The 16,163-nt window shown below is 62.0% G+C and carries 17 protein-coding genes and 1 tRNA gene; 3 read left to right on the top strand and 15 right to left on the bottom strand.

Annotation, left to right across the window (positions count from 1 at the left end; all coding sequences use genetic code 11):
- Window positions 1-26 precede the first annotated feature (26 nt).
- Window positions 27-803, top strand: a complete 777-nt coding sequence (locus RX330_RS15665; protein ID WP_317243566.1) for a Crp/Fnr family transcriptional regulator — start codon at window positions 27-29, stop codon at window positions 801-803.
- Between the two features lie 135 nt (window positions 804-938).
- On the opposite strand, the gene RX330_RS15660 is transcribed toward RX330_RS15665, so the two are convergent.
- From RX330_RS15660 to RX330_RS15620, 10 genes are all read right to left on the bottom strand, one after another.
- Window positions 939-1,127 (bottom strand): hypothetical protein, encoded by a 189-nt coding sequence (locus tag RX330_RS15660; protein WP_317243565.1) that lies wholly within the window; start codon window positions 1,125-1,127, stop codon window positions 939-941.
- A 22-nt stretch (window positions 1,128-1,149) separates the two neighbouring features.
- Window positions 1,150-4,422: a bifunctional DNA primase/polymerase gene (locus RX330_RS15655; RefSeq protein WP_317243564.1), complete on the bottom strand. Its 3,273-nt coding sequence runs from the start codon at window positions 4,420-4,422 to the stop codon at window positions 1,150-1,152.
- A 3-nt stretch (window positions 4,423-4,425) separates the two neighbouring features.
- Entirely contained in the window at window positions 4,426-4,833 is a 408-nt protein-coding gene (locus tag RX330_RS15650) for a hypothetical protein (protein WP_317243563.1), read from the bottom strand.
- Window positions 4,800-4,952, bottom strand: a complete 153-nt coding sequence (locus RX330_RS35780; protein ID WP_410707548.1) for a helix-turn-helix transcriptional regulator — start codon at window positions 4,950-4,952, stop codon at window positions 4,800-4,802. Before RX330_RS35780 ends, RX330_RS15650 begins: the two co-directional genes overlap by 34 nt.
- Window positions 4,953-5,159: 207 nt before the next feature.
- Window positions 5,160-5,321, bottom strand: coding sequence for a hypothetical protein (locus tag RX330_RS15645; protein WP_317243562.1), 162 nt, complete (start codon window positions 5,319-5,321; stop codon window positions 5,160-5,162).
- 12 nt (window positions 5,322-5,333) lie between these two features.
- Window positions 5,334-5,531, bottom strand: a complete 198-nt coding sequence (locus RX330_RS15640) for a hypothetical protein (RefSeq protein WP_317243561.1) — start codon at window positions 5,529-5,531, stop codon at window positions 5,334-5,336.
- A 102-nt stretch (window positions 5,532-5,633) separates the two neighbouring features.
- Window positions 5,634-6,131 (bottom strand): hypothetical protein, encoded by a 498-nt coding sequence (locus RX330_RS15635; RefSeq protein ID WP_317243560.1) that lies wholly within the window; start codon window positions 6,129-6,131, stop codon window positions 5,634-5,636.
- A gap of 1 nt (window position 6,132) precedes the next feature.
- Entirely contained in the window at window positions 6,133-7,416 is a 1,284-nt protein-coding gene (locus tag RX330_RS15630) for a tyrosine-type recombinase/integrase (RefSeq protein WP_317243559.1), read from the bottom strand.
- A 549-nt stretch (window positions 7,417-7,965) separates the two neighbouring features.
- On the bottom strand, window positions 7,966-8,463 hold the full coding sequence (locus tag RX330_RS15625; RefSeq protein ID WP_212092266.1) for a hypothetical protein: 498 nt from the start codon (window positions 8,461-8,463) through the stop codon (window positions 7,966-7,968).
- A 44-nt stretch (window positions 8,464-8,507) separates the two neighbouring features.
- Window positions 8,508-8,984 carry a hypothetical protein gene (locus RX330_RS15620; protein ID WP_317243558.1) on the bottom strand — a complete coding sequence of 159 codons (477 nt, stop codon included), beginning with the start codon at window positions 8,982-8,984 and terminating at the stop codon, window positions 8,508-8,510.
- Between the two features lie 284 nt (window positions 8,985-9,268).
- On the opposite strand from RX330_RS15620, the gene RX330_RS15615 reads away from it, so the two are divergent.
- Entirely contained in the window at window positions 9,269-9,787 is a 519-nt protein-coding gene (locus RX330_RS15615) for a hypothetical protein (RefSeq protein ID WP_317243557.1), read from the top strand.
- Window positions 9,788-9,955: 168 nt separating this feature from the next.
- Window positions 9,956-10,030 (top strand) — tRNA-Thr (locus tag RX330_RS15610).
- Between the two features lie 77 nt (window positions 10,031-10,107).
- Here the strand turns inward: RX330_RS15610 and RX330_RS15605 are convergent.
- The 5 genes from RX330_RS15605 to RX330_RS15585 form a co-directional block, all read right to left on the bottom strand.
- Window positions 10,108-10,899: a crotonase/enoyl-CoA hydratase family protein gene (locus RX330_RS15605; RefSeq protein ID WP_317243556.1), complete on the bottom strand. Its 792-nt coding sequence runs from the start codon at window positions 10,897-10,899 to the stop codon at window positions 10,108-10,110.
- Between the two features lie 87 nt (window positions 10,900-10,986).
- Window positions 10,987-12,087 carry an NADH:flavin oxidoreductase gene (locus RX330_RS15600; protein WP_317243911.1) on the bottom strand — a complete coding sequence of 367 codons (1,101 nt, stop codon included), beginning with the start codon at window positions 12,085-12,087 and terminating at the stop codon, window positions 10,987-10,989.
- 71 nt (window positions 12,088-12,158) lie between these two features.
- On the bottom strand, window positions 12,159-13,352 hold the full coding sequence (locus RX330_RS15595) for an ABC transporter substrate-binding protein (protein WP_375848758.1): 1,194 nt from the start codon (window positions 13,350-13,352) through the stop codon (window positions 12,159-12,161).
- A gap of 70 nt (window positions 13,353-13,422) precedes the next feature.
- A complete protein-coding gene (locus tag RX330_RS15590; RefSeq protein ID WP_317243555.1) occupies window positions 13,423-15,015 on the bottom strand; it encodes a class I adenylate-forming enzyme family protein in 1,593 nt (530 codons plus the stop codon).
- 355 nt (window positions 15,016-15,370) lie between these two features.
- Window positions 15,371-16,150 (bottom strand): SDR family oxidoreductase, encoded by a 780-nt coding sequence (locus RX330_RS15585; protein ID WP_317243554.1) that lies wholly within the window; start codon window positions 16,148-16,150, stop codon window positions 15,371-15,373.
- Window positions 16,151-16,163 lie beyond the last annotated feature (13 nt).

The raw sequence follows: 16,163 nt of genomic DNA, 5'->3' as shown, positions 1-16,163 counted from the left end.
CTTGGCAGGTGGAAGGATAACGTATCATGCCACATCGCAGGCTGATCGCGCGTTTGCAGGCGGTCGCTGGACTTTCTGAGCAGGATCAAGCCAAGCTCGCACGCATGCCGTACAAGCTTTTGACGCTGGCGGATGGCGAATATCTGGTGCGCGAAGGCGACCGCCCGACGAACTCGATTGTTGTTGTCAGCGGGTTTCTGTCGCGTCAGAGGGTGATCTCCGCCCGCAACCAAATCTCATCGTTCTATATCGCTGGCGATATGCCGGATCTTCATACGCTACACCTGCCCGTCATGGACCATGAGCTCTGCAGCGTGGGCGTTTCGACTGTAGCCTCTGTCTCTCATGCTCATCTCAGGGAACTGATGAGCGGATCTTCGGGACTTACGCAAGCATTCTGGCGCGAGACGCTAATACATGCAGCCATTTATCGCGAATGGATCGAAAACCTTGGCGCGCGCCAGGCCTTGGGAAGAATCGCGCATTTGCTTTGCGAACTCGCCACCCGGATGGAACTTGTTGGACTGCTGGACAACGGCAGCCTCCATCTGCCCTTTACGCAACAGGATGTTGCCGACGCATGTGGGCTGTCAGTTGTACATGTGAACAGGACACTTCAGGAGCTTAGACGCGAGGGCCTCATTGATTGGCGAAATCACACCGTGCAGCTACTTGATCGGGCCAGGCTGGAGGACGCGGCCGAGTTCAGCCGGGAGTATCTTCATGCGCTGGAGACGGCCCGTTCACCTGCCTGCAGCCGCAGCGCCGGAGAGCCTGGCAAGACCCAAGGAAACGCCATTTGAATTGTCCGGTTAGGGTCAAAACCCACCGTCGGGAAGTCGGCCAATCACTTCCGCTCTGCCACGCTAAGCGGACCTCATCGAGACAGACCGCCCGCGATCTGGAATTTGTGAGCGGACGGGTAGGTACGGTCGAGGTCACGCCCCGATCAGCTTCGCGAATACCATGCCGGCGCCAAACACCGCCGCGCCGGCGACCATCCCGCCAACAGGAAACGGCCAGAGCATCCGAGCATCTTTTGCGACCAAGGCGCGCTGCTCGGCCGCAAACCTGCGAGCGTCTTCCTGTTTGCGCTCGATGTAGGCGATCTGCTGTTGGAGGTTCATGGTCGTAACTCTACGTGCTCTGTTAGAGATCGTCAAAGAATGCAGCGATTGATTCCAGTGCCGGTGAAAGTACATTTGCAAACTTCAAGCGACCTGCCGCCTCCCGACCTATCTCGGCGAGGGAGGCGCGCGACTGCATCCGCTCAACCTCAAGACTCGCCAGCGGCCCCAGCCGCCCTTCCAGCCACCCCCGGAGGGCGGGGACGCCGCCCGGCAGGATGCCGGGAAGATACCAGCCGGCGTACCGCTTCTGGCCGGGACCGGCCTTCTGGTACGTGAACTTTCGGACGGGCGGGGAGTCGGTGGAATCTCTAATAAGAGACTCTATAGAGAAACCACCGACTCCTCGCGCGCCCCAGTCCGTCGTTCCGAACGCCAATCCGGCGTCCCGGCTGTTCGTCAGAACCACGCCTTCCGCCACCATGTCAGCGGTCGCCCGGGGGGCCGCCCCAGCCCACCGCACCACTTCATGAACCGTGACCGGCAGCGGCACATCGCACACAATGTCCAGCCAGCACGGTTCGGAGCGCCGGTGGGGGCGCAATCGACCAACCGCCTGAAGTAGTTCGCCCACGGTGATCCGCCAGCGCAGCGCCTCCGCAATCGGCTCAGGATGGCGATCAACCGTAGTCGCGACAAAGGAGCCATCAGCAAGCTGGATGCCGCCGGGATACTTATCGAAGAAATGACCTTCGCCACCGGTCATCGGACGCCCGGCGAAGACCGACGCCAAGGCTTCAACGGCGGACCGCTTGGCGGCGGGACGCCCGATCACGATCAGGCCGGCAACGTCTTGCATGTCGTTCATGCCGGCCAAGGCCCCAAAGTGCCGAGCGATCACGTTGGCCGGAAGCTGTCCGGCGATCTGGTCAAGCAGGCCCTTGTAGGTGACGACACCGATCCGGTCAGGTGCGGCCAACGCCGCCCGGAGCCCAATGAACCGGACAATGTCCCGCACGTTTCGCGGCTTGGCATCCTTCCAGAGGCCGAGTTTCGACATGCTGACCGGAGCGCCAACAACCTGCCGCACCCGGACATGATCGGGCCACTTGGCAGCAACGTCCCGCTGCTCGGTCACAACCGGCGGACAGCCGGGAATCTCGATCTCACCGAGCGCAATTGCCAGTAGCGACGCCGGGGGCGCGGTGGCGTCGAGTACCAGCGTCGGCGCACGCCACGACGGATGCACGGGCTGCAAAGGCGCCACGGAAACATTGCCGTCCGTCACCGTGATCCGCCCTGACCGGGATCTATCGCCGATGATTGACTCGATCTTCCATTCCTCAAGAAAGGTCGCGATCTCATGCCAAAGCGCCGCAGCACCGCGCGCCAGCTTGTTTCGCGCCGCGTGGCGATGGGCAATGGTCTTAAGTTCGCTTTCCCGCATATCGGGGCGCAAGATCGAAGAATTGATCCGGCGGCGTTCTAGCCAACCGACCGCGTAAGCGTCTCCTGCGGCTATACCGTGGTCTACAAGCGCAGCGCGGGACAGCGGCCCGTCGCCATTCGCCTTGATCGCGGCGGCAAGCCGGTGGCGGAATCGCTCTACGGCGTCATGCTCCTCAACATCGCAGAGTTCGATCTTGGCCTTGACCAGCGCGGCAACGTCGAGCGTCAACTGCTCGCCGAGCGCGTTATCAATGAACCCTTCGTCAATTACGACAGCGTCTGGCTCAAAAAAGAAGTCCGGCCGCTCCGTGTGCAGCAAGGCGGCTGGAACAACCCACACGGACGGCCGCGCTTCGCGCTGGCGCTCCATGCCGCACACATTGGCCATTGGGCATCGGACGATCACGTTTTCAACGCTAACGCGCCGTTCGCAAACAGCGCTGCGGATGCTAACACCAAGGCCGCGCGCCGCTTCGAGGGCGGGTAAATTGCGGCACATGAGATGGGTGTCGGGCGCGCGCGGGTCCGGCCGGTCATAGCCGCGATAGACTTCAACACGGACGCCATGCGCCGCGAGCCCAGCGGCAACTTGGTCCGCCAAGTCGTGGCGGGGGACAACGTAAACAAATCGGCGGCCGAGCCGGGTCAGCTTCGCAATGGCCTCAATCGCTGTATGGGTCTTGCCCACACCGGCCTCGACCCGCACCACCGTAACCGGGTGCGACGGATGGATCAGCGACGGCTTGATCCTCTCTTGATTGCGAGCCCCGATCCCCGCCTGGATGGCGGCGGCAAAATCATCCCCAGTTAGCGAACGAAGGCGCGCGGTGGCGGCGTCAAGGGGAACACGCTGATCGGGATAGGTCGGTGCGAGCGTCGGTGCGGGTACGCCGTTGCGCAGAAGGATCAGGGGGGCGTCGGTCCATCCAATCTGCTCGCGGAGCCAATCGTAAGCGGCGGCAACGTCGCCACCGAACGCGCATTCCGCAACCAACGTCGCATCGTTGTAACCGCGCCCGCCGTGATCCTTGATCGGCCCGTCATCGCGGATCGAAAGACTAAAGCCCCGCTTGCCGGTCGCGCGACCACTGCCCGATGCGCGAAAGCTCGCTACCGCCCGCCAACCACCGGGTTCGCGGTGCAACCCATGGAGGCCAAGTTGCGGATGCCGCAGCCATTGGGGGCGCGCAGCCAACACCGCAGCATCAAACTCATTGTTGCTTGCCGTCTCACTATACGATCGAGCAGGCCGCTCCATAGCCTCGCCGCGCGGCTGGCGACGCTCGCTATCCGCCCAACCGAACCGGGCAAGCACTTCCTCCATCGCCGCGACGTGCGCGCCCGTGAACGCCGGAAGCTCGGCAAGTGGCGTGTCGAGCAACGTCCGCTCGGTGGTCCAAATGTAAGGACGACCCGTGTTGGGGTGCACGGTGCCGGGCAACACCGTCTGCCTTCCATCGCTCAAAAAATCGAGCAAGCGGATTCCGTTGGCATCGTTGTAAGGCCGGGACTTCATCGGCTCGGCGGCCCGAACGAAAAAGGTCTCCCCTTTCTTTCCCCGTTTTCCAAGCGCCCCCGGCGGCAATGCTTCTCGGATTGGATCAACCAGGGCGTCATCGTCCACGTCGATCGCTACCAACCCACCGAAGCCGCATGCGACTCCAACGCCAGCATCCGGCCATGTTGACCAATGTGCGATGATCTTGGGATGCGCCTGCCGTTTGCAGAGTTCGCCCCACCCCTTCAGCCTAAACCATTCCCATTTCTCGGCATCGAACTTGCCGGGCTCTTTTCCCGAAGGGGGGTTTTGGCGGTCTTCGCTTGGCTCAATGCGCGGCGCGATCGGCAGCGGCGAGTAGCCGCGCTCGATCAGCGCCGGGGCCGTCAACGCAAAAGGGGAAGCCATCGCTTAGAGCCACAGCGCCGCGATGTGCTGCCAAAGCGTGCGCCTCGGGCTCATCCAGAAGTCGCGGGACGCCGCCTGGATTTCCGCGAGCAGGATAATCCGCCTCAACGTCGGCTGCTCGGCGTTGCGGAAGAACACGCTGCCGTCCTCAAACACACGCATTTCATAGTCGCGGTGCGACTGGCGGCGCATGTGTTTGTCAAACTGGCGGGCAGCGCCGAGAACGGTGTCAGCGTTGATCGGCGTGTACTCGGGAGACTCAATCCAGCGCCTATGCGCTTGCGCACACTTCGAGTCGGGACTATAAAAATCGGGCTTCATCATACTTCCTGTTGCATCACCCGCCGCCTGCCAGCGCGCGGGTTTTGCTTTTTGCGTTACGTGGCGGCGATACGCCGCGCTTCGAGCCATAGGTCCACATCCGACCGGCGGTAACGCACGGCACCGCCGGGAAGCCGGAACCAAGCCGGTCCCGTGCCTTCCCGGCGATACCGCTGCAACGTCGGTCGCGACACGCTGAGTTCCGCCATGAGTTCATCTTGAGGCAGCAGCGCTGAGTTCGACATTTTTGGTCTCCGATCGTTTGTGAAGACAAACGAACACGCCGTCACAGAGTTGAACAGTCCATTATAATCTCCCCTGCTGAAAACCCTCTTGCACGAGGCAAAAAACACACCGACGCGAAGCTAGACGCCGCGTCGGTTGCAACGTTTCGTTGATACTGAGGCTGGGATGTATCAGGCGAGCCCGGCGTCGATCAGATCGGCGCGGTCGAGAAGTGCCTGCTTGCACAAGGCCTGATCGGTCGGGCCAAGCGTGGCCTCTTCGTTGCGTCCGAGGCAGTCTGCGAGCAAGCGCAGGTATTCGGGCGAACCGATTTTAGGGCTGTCGTCGTCCATGGTCAGCCTCCCTTACGCGCGTTCGTTGCAATTGGTCGCCGAACGGGTAGCGAGCCATTCCTCAATCTCCGCCGCGTCAAAGAATCTGGACCGGCTGATGTAGATCGGCGCAGGGAAGCCGTGCGTTCGCAGCTTAACCAGCCGCTCGAAAGTTGACTGCGGCATGTCGAGCTTACCGCGCACGGTTTCGGACTTAATCAGTTGCTTCATGTTGGTCCTCTTGGTGTTTGATGACATGCCAAGAGGTAGCGTGGCAGCAAGGCTTCGTCGTCTCATTTAACCAGCCCCACTTCGTTGGAAACCATCCGTCGCTCATCCGTCGCGATGATAGGGATGGCCGTCGAGTTCGGCTTGGCTCATGTACTGGACATCAGGGAACCGTTTTTGAGCGTTGTAGAGCGTCGTTTTGCTGACGCCGTGCCGTTTGGTAAGTACATCCGTCACGTGAGTGGCAGAGAAGCCCGCGAGACGCAGCCGCGCGGCGTCAACTGCAATGTCATAATCGCGGCGCGCCCGAAAAACGGCTGGTCCAGCGTCGCGATCTTTGAAATTCTTCCAGACCAACCCGACCTCTTCGTTACTGATTGTCGCCTTGTTGTCCCCCTGAAATGCGAGGTCAGCGACCGCTCCGACTGCCTCAGCAAACCTATCGATTTCTTTGTTGATTAAGTCCGGAATCTCGCAGCCGTACTTGCGACCGAGAAAGAAAGCGCGCCATGCGGCAGAGGCATCGCCATCCCGTTCGAAAACTTCGACCATAACAGCTATCTCGCTACGCACCATGTCCAGTACAGACGGAAGCTCAGCCATGTCAGACACCCACCGCGAAGGGCACGACATTCGATTCGCGTGTCGCCGTCAGATTGGCGAGAAAATCCGCCCAGACATTCAACGCGTGGCGCTTCTCCTGAGCGAAGGAATGTCGCTGATAAACAGCCATCACACCGCGCATTTGATGGTTCAGAACCCGTTCAACCGTCACAACGTCGACCCCAAGCCTCGGCATGGTCGTGGCGGCCGTGCGCCGCAAATCATGAAGTCGCCAGGGCTCGATTTTGACCTCCTCAGGATTGTCGCCGCCCGCCGCCGCGTCTTCGCGCGCGATCTCCAGCATCACTTCATCAATGCGCGTTTTCGCGTGGGCCGCAGAGAACGAGGCGAACACACGGGGCGTGTCCTTGACCCGGTCCATGCTTGTCAGAATCTCAACGGTGATCGGGGCGAGCGGAACGGCATGGGCGCGGCCGTTCTTCGCGCGCGCACCGGGGAGGGTCCATGTTGGTGTATCGCTGGTCAGGTCGAGTTCTGACCATTCCATGTCACCGACTTCGTTCAACCGCTGCGCTGACAACAAGAGCAGATGGACGAATTGACGCCGAGGCCATTCAAGGCGGTCGATTGCCCGCAGCAGGAGCCGCAATTCATCATCAGTCAGGACTCGATCCCGAGGGACCTCCTTGACGACCGCAGTTCCGTCAAACGGGTTCCTTTCGACCAGCTCCTTGGTAATGCACCATTGGAAGAAATGTCGCCCATATGCTCGCAACCGCTTCGACTGGATCGGCGCGCGCACCTTGACCATGTCGAGTACCCGGATTGCGTCGCTGCGCCGGATGTCGTCCACGCGCCTCTTGGCCCAGCCTTTTAATTCCTTGTCGAGAACTCGCCGTACCTCCCGGCCGGACTTCAATCCATCGGCGTGGTCGGCGTAGTAGCGAGCCAGCACGTTTGCGACCGTATCCTCGCGGCGTCGGGCTTCCTGCTCCTCGGCCGCGATCCGTGCAGCTTCTGCCCGGCGAGTGGCGCGCTTCTGGTCGGCCGGGTCCGCACCCATCGCACGTTGCCGGCGTGCGTCGCCGGCTGCATCACGGGCCTGCGCCAGCGTAAGTGCGCCTGGACCGCTGGCTGGACCAAGCACGACAGTCACGTCTTGCGCGTCTTCCTTCTCGCCACGTCGGAACCTGTAGACAAACGTCCGCGCCCCAGACGGATACACCAACACGCGCAGCCCCGGATGCCCCACGTCCGGCAGGGCGTAGCGCTTCGCTCGCGGTTTTGCGTGTTCGATCGCCAACGCAGTCAGCGGTTTTTTCATCAGCGCCCCCTTACTGAGCCCCACTCCAAGCCCCAACAAGTACCTAGCTGTAGTGGTATTTGCTGGGATTTCGTCAGCTACCAGTAGAGGGCGACGTCATTGATTACAATAAGATTTTTTGACGTATGTGGGGCTTTTAGGTAGTTGCCGAAACCACAAGATGCCTGACTGTAAATCAGCCGCCTCATGGCTTCGCAGGTTCGAGTCCTGCCTCCCCCACCAGCCTTCGCTCGCTTCGCGAGCTACGGCTCGGCAAGCCAGCACAGGTGTTCGTGGCGCGAAGCGAGCGAAGGCTGTCACGCCGTAGCCCGAAGGGCGTAGGCGGACTCGCTCTCAACGCGGATCTCTCCACCTCGCGAGCTTCGGCTCGGCAAGCCATCCCGACACAGCATGGTGCGAAGCGAATGAAGGCTGTCGCGCCGTAGCCGACAGGCGTAGGCGGGCTGACAGCCCAGATCGATTCCGATCGTGATGATGCGCACACCGCGCAAGCAAAACGCCCGTCCGCATCGCGCGAACGGGCGCCTCGTTGGCTCGACCGATCAGAGATCAGTAATAGCGGCGCAGCACGCGATGGCCGCCGTAATACGGCATGGGCGCGTGGCGATGGGCGTAGCCGTAGCGCGGCGCATGGCCGTAGCGCGGAGCGTGGCCGTAGTGCACGCGCGGCAGATAGCCATGACGCGGGCCGTAGCCGTAGCGGTACGGACGGTAGTACGGGCGCTGATAGGGAGCGACAGTGGCACGATAGCCATAGCCGTAATTGGCGGGCGCGACGACCGCGTCTTCACGATAGGTCGGATACGGCGCGAAGGCACCCGGGCCGGTGTAGGTCGGGCCCTGGTTGACGTAGTAATACTGCGTGGTCGGTTCGGCGAGACGCTCATATGTGCCGTAGCCGTATCCATAGCCGCCGCATCCGGTGTTGCAGCCGGAATAGACCGGCGCAACCGGCTGGCACGGATTGAAGCCGCAGGCCGCGGCTGGCGCGGAGGCGGCGAACATCACGGCAGCCGCCGCGACCAGTCCCGAAATCATCTGACGCATTACTCTCTCCTGTTTGATTTCCGTTTGTTGGATTTTGACGTTTCTTAACCCGGCGGCCTGCCGGGTATTTCGGTGCGCGGCCGCGGCGGCCGCGGACGATCGTTGATCTCAGGGGCGAAAATCACCGGCGGCGGATTGACCGGCACATCCATCTGCGGCGGCAGCGGCGCCGATTGCGCGCCCCAGCTCTGGTGATAGCTCTCGGCGGGCCTGGGCAATTTGCGGTTCGCGGGCGGCTCGACCTCGAGCCGCCCATAGCCGGGCCGCAGGCCGAGCGTCGGATAATAATGACCGACGTCTGCGGGCTGCCGCTCGGCGATATAGCGGCCGCCATAGATCGTGGGCTGCACCTGCTGGTTCTTGCCCAAGCCCCAGACACCCTCGACCACCGTATAGGACGCGTCGATATTGTTGATGATGATGGGGACGCCGGGACGGCCGGGAACGACGACGTCGAAGCCGCCGGCAAAGGCCGTCGCAGGCAATCCGATCACAAAGGCGGCGAGCGCCACAGCACGCATGAAGGAGACCCCGGTTATCCGGCGGCAACCTAACCGATCACCGCGCACAGAGGGTTAAGGGCCGCTCACCAACTTCCGGTAAGCCTAATGTGTAAGGATTGCGCGCCGCTCAAATGCCGCAAAGCGGGCTAGCAAAGCGTTAACGGCGCGTCGCGCCGCCGTACGGAACTCGCGCCGCGCGCTCACATCCGTTTGACCATTGGATGACGAAATCCACCGGTTTCACCGGAACGTCCGACGCCTTCGGCATTTAGCCCCCGTCAACAAAATGGGAGCCAACAACCATGAACATCAAGCTTCTCGGGGCCACGGCGATTGCGGCGACCATGCTGGCTGGCTCTGCCACGGCGCAGACGGTCGTCACCAATTCCGGCCGCTGCTCGGCGCAATTCCCCAACGCCAACTGCCAGAACTTCGGCCCAGGAAATCCGTACACCGATAGCGGCACTCGCCAGCGGCGCGCGACCTACCGCCAGACCAATGGCGACTGGAATAACGACTGGAACAGGAGCCGCACCGGCTTCTGGCCCACCGACGTCGCGGCTGGCGTAGCCGGCGCCGCGATCGGCACCGCCGGCGCAATCGCCTCCGCGCCGTTCCGGGCCTGGGACAACTCGTACGCCTACGATAATTCCTACGCCTACGACAACGGCTGGAATAACTCCTGGAATAACTCTTGGGACAACCGCGGTTGGGACAATCGCAGCTGGGACACCCGCAGCTACGCCGAGCGCAATGGGTTCGTCTGTACGCCCGGCACCTGGTTCAAGGGCTCAGACGGCCGCCGGCACATCTGCCAGTAAGCGGCCCCACATCGAACGTGACGCATCAGGCGGCCCCCGGGGCCGCCTGATTCACGTCTTGTGGCGGGACGTGCGGGTTCTGGCACTTTCCAATCAAGTCTGGTATTGCGGCGCGCACGGGCGGACAGCCCCGGCAACCGGCCGGGCCCTGCCCGCTTCGTCAGCGTCGCCGGCTTAGCTCAGCGGTAGAGCAGCGGTTTTGTAAACCGAAGGTCGGGGGTTCAATCCCCTCAGCCGGCACCAGTGCTTCCCTAGCTCGCTGTTGAAATGGAGCTCCGGAAGATTTCTCGGCGACCTGCTGCCCTGGGCGCTTCGCGGATCTATTTCCCGCGGAACACGGCCGAGCGACGTTCCACGAAGGACTGGATGCCTTCCTTCATGTCTTCGCTGCTGAAGACGCGATCCTTGATGCTGGGAATGTAGTCGATCGCAGCTCTCTCGCCGGCCTCGATGTATTTCAACGCGGCTTCCTTGGTTACCTGAATGCCGATCGGCGCGTTCCTGGCGATCAAGTTCGCAATCTCCATCGCGCGCGCAATCTGCTGGCCGGGAGCGACGACTTCCTGAACAAACCCGATCTTGTGAGCCCGCGCGGCATTGAACTCGTCGCACAGGAACAGGTGATACATCGCATCTCCCCATCCTGCCCGCGTCAGATATCTGAAATGGGCACCACCAAGGGGCGCGATCCCACGCTTGGATTCCATCTGACAGAATCGAGCGTCGTCAGCCGCCACGACGATGTCGCCAGCGAGCATCATTTCGATCCCGATCGTAAAGCAGATCCCCTGCACGGCCGTCACGACCGGCTTGCGACACCGGCCCTTCAACGCGAAGGCATCGATGTTGCCGGGCTTGAGCTCGGTATTCTCGGCCTTGGGTCCGAAGAACTTCGGCATATCCAGCCCGGCCGTGAAATCCGGGCCCTCGGCGCAGAGGACCCCGACCCAATAGTCGTCGGTGCGGTCGAGAAGCGTCATCGCATCCGACAGTTGCGCCATCATCTGCGGACTGAAGGAGTTCTTCTTTGCGACGTTGTCGATGATGATCTTGAACACATGCCCGTGCACCTCGGTGCGAATCTGACCGACTTTGGCTTTGGTGTCGCTCATTGCTCGTCTCCAAGTTTTCTTCCAGGCGACTGCACGCCCGCAGGCTGCGCCCGGTAGCACCCCGCGTCCGATCCTTCATTGCTCCGCCTAGCTCAGCGCAGCGAACGCCGTCCGTTCGAAGGCCATCAGTTCTTCCGTCCGGCCCTCGCGTATCTTCAGGAGCCATTGCGGATCCTGAAGCAGCGCGCGCCCCACCGCGACAAGATCGAATTCCTCGCGATCGAGGCGGCGGATCAGCTCGTCGAGGGACGCCGGACGGGAGCTCTCCCCGCCGTATGCGGCGATGAACTCGCCGGTCAAGCCGACCGACCCGACCGAGATCGTCGGCACCCCCGTCACCTTCTTCGCCCAACCGGCGAAATTCAGATCGGAGCCGTCAAACTCCGGCTCCCAGAACCGCCGCTGCGAGCAATGCAGAACGTCTACGCCGGCGTCGACCAGAGGTTTGAGCCAGGCTTCCAACGCGCGAGGCGTCTCGGCCAGCTTCACTTCATAGTCCTGCTGCTTCCACTGGCTGATGCGGAGCAAGATCGGAAAGTCCGGTCCGACCGACTTGCGCACCGCGTGAACGATGTCAGCGGCAAACCGGGCCCGGCCCGGCAGGTCCTTGCCGCCATAGGCGTCCTCGCGGCGATTGGTCCCGTCCCAGAAGAACTGATCGATCAGATAGCCGTGCGCACCGTGCAGCTCGACGGCGTCGAAGCCCAGGCGCTTCGCGGCAAGTGCCGCGTCGGCGAATGCGCGAATGGCATCAGCGACGTCCTCTTCGCTCATCGGCTCGCCGAACTTCTTCTCCGGTCGCGACAGACCCGACGGGCTGTCATAAGTCCCCGGAGGAGACCAATCCTTGGCGCGGGTGCGAACGGCTCCGACATGCCAAAGCTGCGGTGCCATCAGGCCGGCCGCGGCATGCACCTCGTCCACCACGCGGCGCCACCCGGCCAGCTCCTTTTCGCCGTGAAAGCGGGGAACATTCGGATCGTTCAGGGATGCCGGACGGTCCACGCCCGTCCCCTCCGAGATGATGAACCCAACCGCTCCTTCGGCACGGCGGCGGTAATATTGCGCGACGTCTTCGGTCGGAATGCCGCCCGGAGAGAATGATCGCGTCATCGGCGCCATCACGACCCGGTTTGGCAGGCTCAGCCCTTTCAGCTTGAAAGGCCGGAAAAGAACGTCAATGGACATCCGTGCTCCATGAGTAAGTTGGTCGTGTTGCTGGCTCAAATCACCCGCGCGGCATGTTCAGGAGGCGCAACTCACTTTCCGTCGGCGCTGAGTACGCTACCAAATTGGTCCCACGTGGTCCCATTCCAGCGCTGCAGTTGCAGCTGCGTGTAGGCCATGCTGCTTTCCGGGCCCGTATTGATGACGACACCCGGTATGACAGTGGGAAGGGACAGCCCGCGTATGTTCCTCGATTGCTTGACGATGTTCTCGCGCGAGAGATCGTTGCCGCATTGCTTGAGCACTTGCTCAAGGAGCTGCCCCTGCTGGGTGCCGAACAGATAATTGTTGTCTCCGATATCCGCGCCTGGGAGGTATTTGGCAAAGAACTCGCGGTACCATTTGATGCCGGGATCGTCGGCCCATTTCTTGTCATTCGGATCCTTGGTGATGGTCGCAGCGACGATGCCCACCGCCTTTTCCGGGCCCGCCGGGACGATGGTCGACGACACCGAACTCGAAACGAAATTGATCAGGAACAGCGGCTTCCAAGCGATCTCATCGGCTTTCTTGATGGCCTGCGCTGCGAATTTGGGCGTGCCGGCCACCAAGAAGGCCTCTGCGCCGGACGATTTCAGCGAAACGACGTGGGAATCAATGGTCGGCTCGGTCACTTCGTAGGACGAGGCGACGACCTTCTTGTCGAAATCGTCCTTCAAATAGCCTTTGAATGCATTGACGAAGTCCTTACCCAGATCGTCGTTCTGATACAGGATGGCAATCTTCGCGTCCGGCCGGGTCTGGGTGATGTATTTCGCGTAGATTCGTCCCTCGGTGTCGTAGCTCGGCAATCCCGTCGTGGTCATGGGGAATTCAGCGAAGTTCGTGAATTTGGTGACTCCGCTCACGACAAACAGATGCGGCACCTTCTTCGCGTTGACGTATTTGATGGTGGCGGCGATGCCGGGCGTACCCAGCGGACCGAACAGGAACGCCACCTCGTCGCTTTCGACAAGTTTCCTGGTCTGCTCCACCGTCTTGGGAGGACTGTAGGCATCGTCGTAGGTGACGAGGTTGATCTTCCGTCCGTTGATGCCGCCACGATCGTTGATCGAATTGACGTAGGCGATCATGCCCTTGCCGGTGTTGCTCAGCGGCGAAGCGGGCCCGCTGAACGGGAAAGTCGCCCCAATCTTCACCTCGGATTCGGTGACGCCCGGCGTCTGCGCATGCGCGCCGGCTACCGATGCCGCGAGCGCGGCACCAATCATGATATTTCTCAACATTGTCAGCTCCCTTCGGCGACAGATCCGTCGCTCACATTCTTGCTTGGCGGAATTCGATTCCGGGCGCCCCTCAGCCCGCGGCCGCGTTGGACCTCCCTGGGCTCACGCGCGCGTCCGCCATCTCCCGTAACTTGTGCTTCAGGATCTTGCCGGTGGAGGCCGAGGGCAGAGCGTCGAGCACGATCAATTCGGTCGGACGCTTGTAGGACGTGAGCAATTGAGCCGTGTACGTCTTGAGGTCTTCAGCACTGATGCTGGCACCGGGAAGAAGCTGCACGAACGCGACGACCTCCTCGTTGCCATCGGCCTTCCGTCCGACGACGGCCGACTGAACGACCTGCTCGTGCGCGTTCAGGACCGCCTCGACCTCGGCGGGATAGACGTTGAAGCCGGAGCGGATGATCAACTCCTTGGTGCGGCCGGCGATGTAGAGATGCCCCTTGTCGTTGACGCGGGCGAGATCCCCTGTGTTGAACCATCCCAGGTCATCGATCGCCGCCGCCGTCAGGTCGGGCGCGCGATAGTAACCGAGCATGATGTTCGGACCTCGAACGTGCAGTTCGCCCACTTCGCCGGTCGCCACCCTCTTTCCTTGCCCGTCCACGATCCGGTGCTCGATGCCGGGAAGAAACGGTCCGACCGACTCATCCGAAACAGGCTGTTCCGAACGGACGCCCGAGAGACCCGGCGAGCATTCCGTTATGCCGTAGTTGTTCAGCAGCGGGATTCCAAACTCGTCCTCGAGTCGCTTCTTCAGATCGAGATCGAGCGGAGCGCCGGCGACGGCCATGATCCGCAGCCTGCCCCGTTCGAGCCGCTGGATGCCCTTGACCGCCTTGTGTTCGAGCATTCGCTGATATGTCGCGGGAACACCGAACAGGCTCGTGATCCCCTCCTCGGCGATGGCACGAGCCAGCGCAGCGGGATCGGCCTTGGCCACGACATGCAGCGTGCTGCCGTGCATCAGGGTCGAGATCAGCAGGATCGCGTATCCGACGATGTGCGACATCGGCAGCACGCCATAGATGCGGTCGTCCGGAGTGTTCTGGCGGAGGATTCCCGACGTCCTCGCGGTGAAGAGGAGGTTGCGGTGGCTCAGCATGACGCCCTTCGGTGCACCCGTCGTGCCCGACGTGTACAGAAGGCCCGCGACCTGGCGCGCGCCATCCTTCTCGACGGGCTCCGCTTGCGCATCCGCATTGAGCGGACCGATACCGATTCCACCAAACGGCCCGACCGCATCGATTTTTGCGCCGACGCGGCTGGCGTGATCGGCGGCTTCCTTCGACAGCGCCGCGTTGAATAGCACGCGTCTGGCGCCGCTGTGCGTTCCGATCAGGTCGATCTCTCGGGGCGAAAGACGGGGATTGACCGGAATACCCCAGGCATCGAGCTTGCTCGCCGCGAACAGCATCGCTCCCAGGGCCACGCTGTTCTCGCTGGCGATCATCACGCGATCACCGGGCCTGATGCCCAAACCAGCGAGGTCCTTTGCTGCAGCGTCGACTGCGTCCGAGAACTGCCGGTAGCTCCAGGACCGCCCGCCTTCCACGAAGGCCGGATGATCCGGAATATCCCGCACAAACGGCGCGTAGACCTCGTGCACTCGGGACGGCAGGCCGTCCAGCAGTTCGGCTGCGGTGAGATCGTCCACGCTCCTCATGCCATCCTCCCTCGTGCCTTGTTTTCGGCAGCGTTGCGCGGCCCCCTTCAACCGAGGCGGTCCGCATTCTTCTGTTGGCCGGTGGAGTAAATCGTTCTAAAATAGAACTGTCAAGCCGAGCGGACGCCGAATGAGCTATAACAGGCGAAATTCTGCTACAGGCATGAAATTCTGATTTAGAATTTGGTGCCTCGGCGCAAGCGTTCGTAGAACCAGCAAGACAAGGCTGGCTCGAGGAAGCGCGGCGTGGCGCCATACCGCTGCGACATGAGCTATCGCGCGACGACTGTTTGAAGCTGGCAGCGGGAAAGCGCGATCAGGCCCTACCTGAACTTCGCACCGAAGTTGGCGCCAGTCACCATTTCTCGACCCACGGCCGGAGCACGACTTCGAAGGCCCAGGTCGACCGATGCTGCCGGTGCAGCTGCAGATAGGTTTTCGCGATATGGGCGGGGTCGGCCATGTTGTCGTCGACGGTCGTTCCCGCCAGCCGGTGCGCGCGGGTCCCGTCCTCCTGGGTCCAGCCGATCGCAGCGTCGATCGGCACATTTGCCACGTGGATTCCCTGCGGCATCAGTTCCCTTGCCATGCTTTGCGCAAGTCCGGACTTGGCATGACATGCCATTGCAAACGGACCACTCGACGGAAAGCCTTTGAGCGCCGCGCTGGCGTTCGTGAAGATGATCGTTCCTCTCGCCCCATTGGCGTCAGGCTCGTTTCCGAGCATGAGCCGAGCGGCCTGTTGTCCCACCAGGAACGCTGAGAACGCCGCGTTTCGAAGTGTCTCGAGCGCCATGACCGGATCGGCCTCGATCACGTTCTTGCGGAAGATGCCGGGAACCCGGCCATCGATGTTATGCACGACAAGCCTTGGCGTCCCGATCTCGTGAACGACATTCTCGAACAGCCGTGCCACAGCTGCCGGTTCGCTTGCATCGCAGGCGTATCGACGCACGCCATGCGACTTTTCGAGGGACTGAAGAACCGCTTTTTCCGGATTCCGGGCTGCGACGGCGACACGCATCCCATTGTCCGCGAACAGCCTGGCGCAACTCGAACTGATGCCGGGGCCGCCGCCGACAATGAGTGCGACCTCGGGTGCGGAAGTTTGGGTGTTCGGAGTGGACTGAGTCATGTTGCTTCCTCCA

Origin of the sequence: Bradyrhizobium sp. NDS-1 (assembly GCF_032918005.1) — a bacterium.
In the GTDB taxonomy this organism is placed as follows: Bacteria; Pseudomonadota; Alphaproteobacteria; order Rhizobiales; family Xanthobacteraceae; genus Bradyrhizobium; species Bradyrhizobium tunisiense.
This window is presented reverse-complemented; position numbering and strand designations above follow the sequence as displayed.

Bases quoted from the DNA above. Each gene is read 5' to 3' on its own strand.
- RX330_RS15600 (WP_317243911.1), bottom strand. From the start codon at position 12,087: ATGTCCATTGACGTTCTTTTCCGGCCTTTCAAGCTGAAAGGGCTGAGC.
- RX330_RS15660 (WP_317243565.1), bottom strand. From the start codon at position 1,127: ATGAACCTCCAACAGCAGATCGCCTACATCGAGCGCAAACAGGAAGAC.
- RX330_RS15640 (WP_317243561.1), bottom strand. From the start codon at position 5,531: ATGAAGCAACTGATTAAGTCCGAAACCGTGCGCGGTAAGCTCGACATG.
- RX330_RS15635 (WP_317243560.1), bottom strand. From the start codon at position 6,131: ATGGCTGAGCTTCCGTCTGTACTGGACATGGTGCGTAGCGAGATAGCT.
- RX330_RS15625 (WP_212092266.1), bottom strand. From the start codon at position 8,463: ATGCGTCAGATGATTTCGGGACTGGTCGCGGCGGCTGCCGTGATGTTC.
- RX330_RS15645 (WP_317243562.1), bottom strand. From the start codon at position 5,321: ATGGACGACGACAGCCCTAAAATCGGTTCGCCCGAATACCTGCGCTTG.
- RX330_RS15585 (WP_317243554.1), bottom strand. From the start codon at position 16,150: ATGACTCAGTCCACTCCGAACACCCAAACTTCCGCACCCGAGGTCGCA.
- RX330_RS15590 (WP_317243555.1), bottom strand. From the start codon at position 15,015: ATGAGGAGCGTGGACGATCTCACCGCAGCCGAACTGCTGGACGGCCTG.
- RX330_RS15655 (WP_317243564.1), bottom strand. From the start codon at position 4,422: ATGGCTTCCCCTTTTGCGTTGACGGCCCCGGCGCTGATCGAGCGCGGC.
- RX330_RS15650 (WP_317243563.1), bottom strand. From the start codon at position 4,833: ATGGCTCGAAGCGCGGCGTATCGCCGCCACGTAACGCAAAAAGCAAAA.
- RX330_RS15615 (WP_317243557.1), top strand. From the start codon at position 9,269: ATGAACATCAAGCTTCTCGGGGCCACGGCGATTGCGGCGACCATGCTG.
- RX330_RS15605 (WP_317243556.1), bottom strand. From the start codon at position 10,899: ATGAGCGACACCAAAGCCAAAGTCGGTCAGATTCGCACCGAGGTGCAC.
- RX330_RS15665 (WP_317243566.1), top strand. From the start codon at position 27: ATGCCACATCGCAGGCTGATCGCGCGTTTGCAGGCGGTCGCTGGACTT.
- RX330_RS35780 (WP_410707548.1), bottom strand. From the start codon at position 4,952: ATGGCGGAACTCAGCGTGTCGCGACCGACGTTGCAGCGGTATCGCCGG.
- RX330_RS15620 (WP_317243558.1), bottom strand. From the start codon at position 8,984: ATGCGTGCTGTGGCGCTCGCCGCCTTTGTGATCGGATTGCCTGCGACG.
- RX330_RS15595 (WP_375848758.1), bottom strand. From the start codon at position 13,352: ATGTTGAGAAATATCATGATTGGTGCCGCGCTCGCGGCATCGGTAGCC.
- RX330_RS15630 (WP_317243559.1), bottom strand. From the start codon at position 7,416: ATGAAAAAACCGCTGACTGCGTTGGCGATCGAACACGCAAAACCGCGA.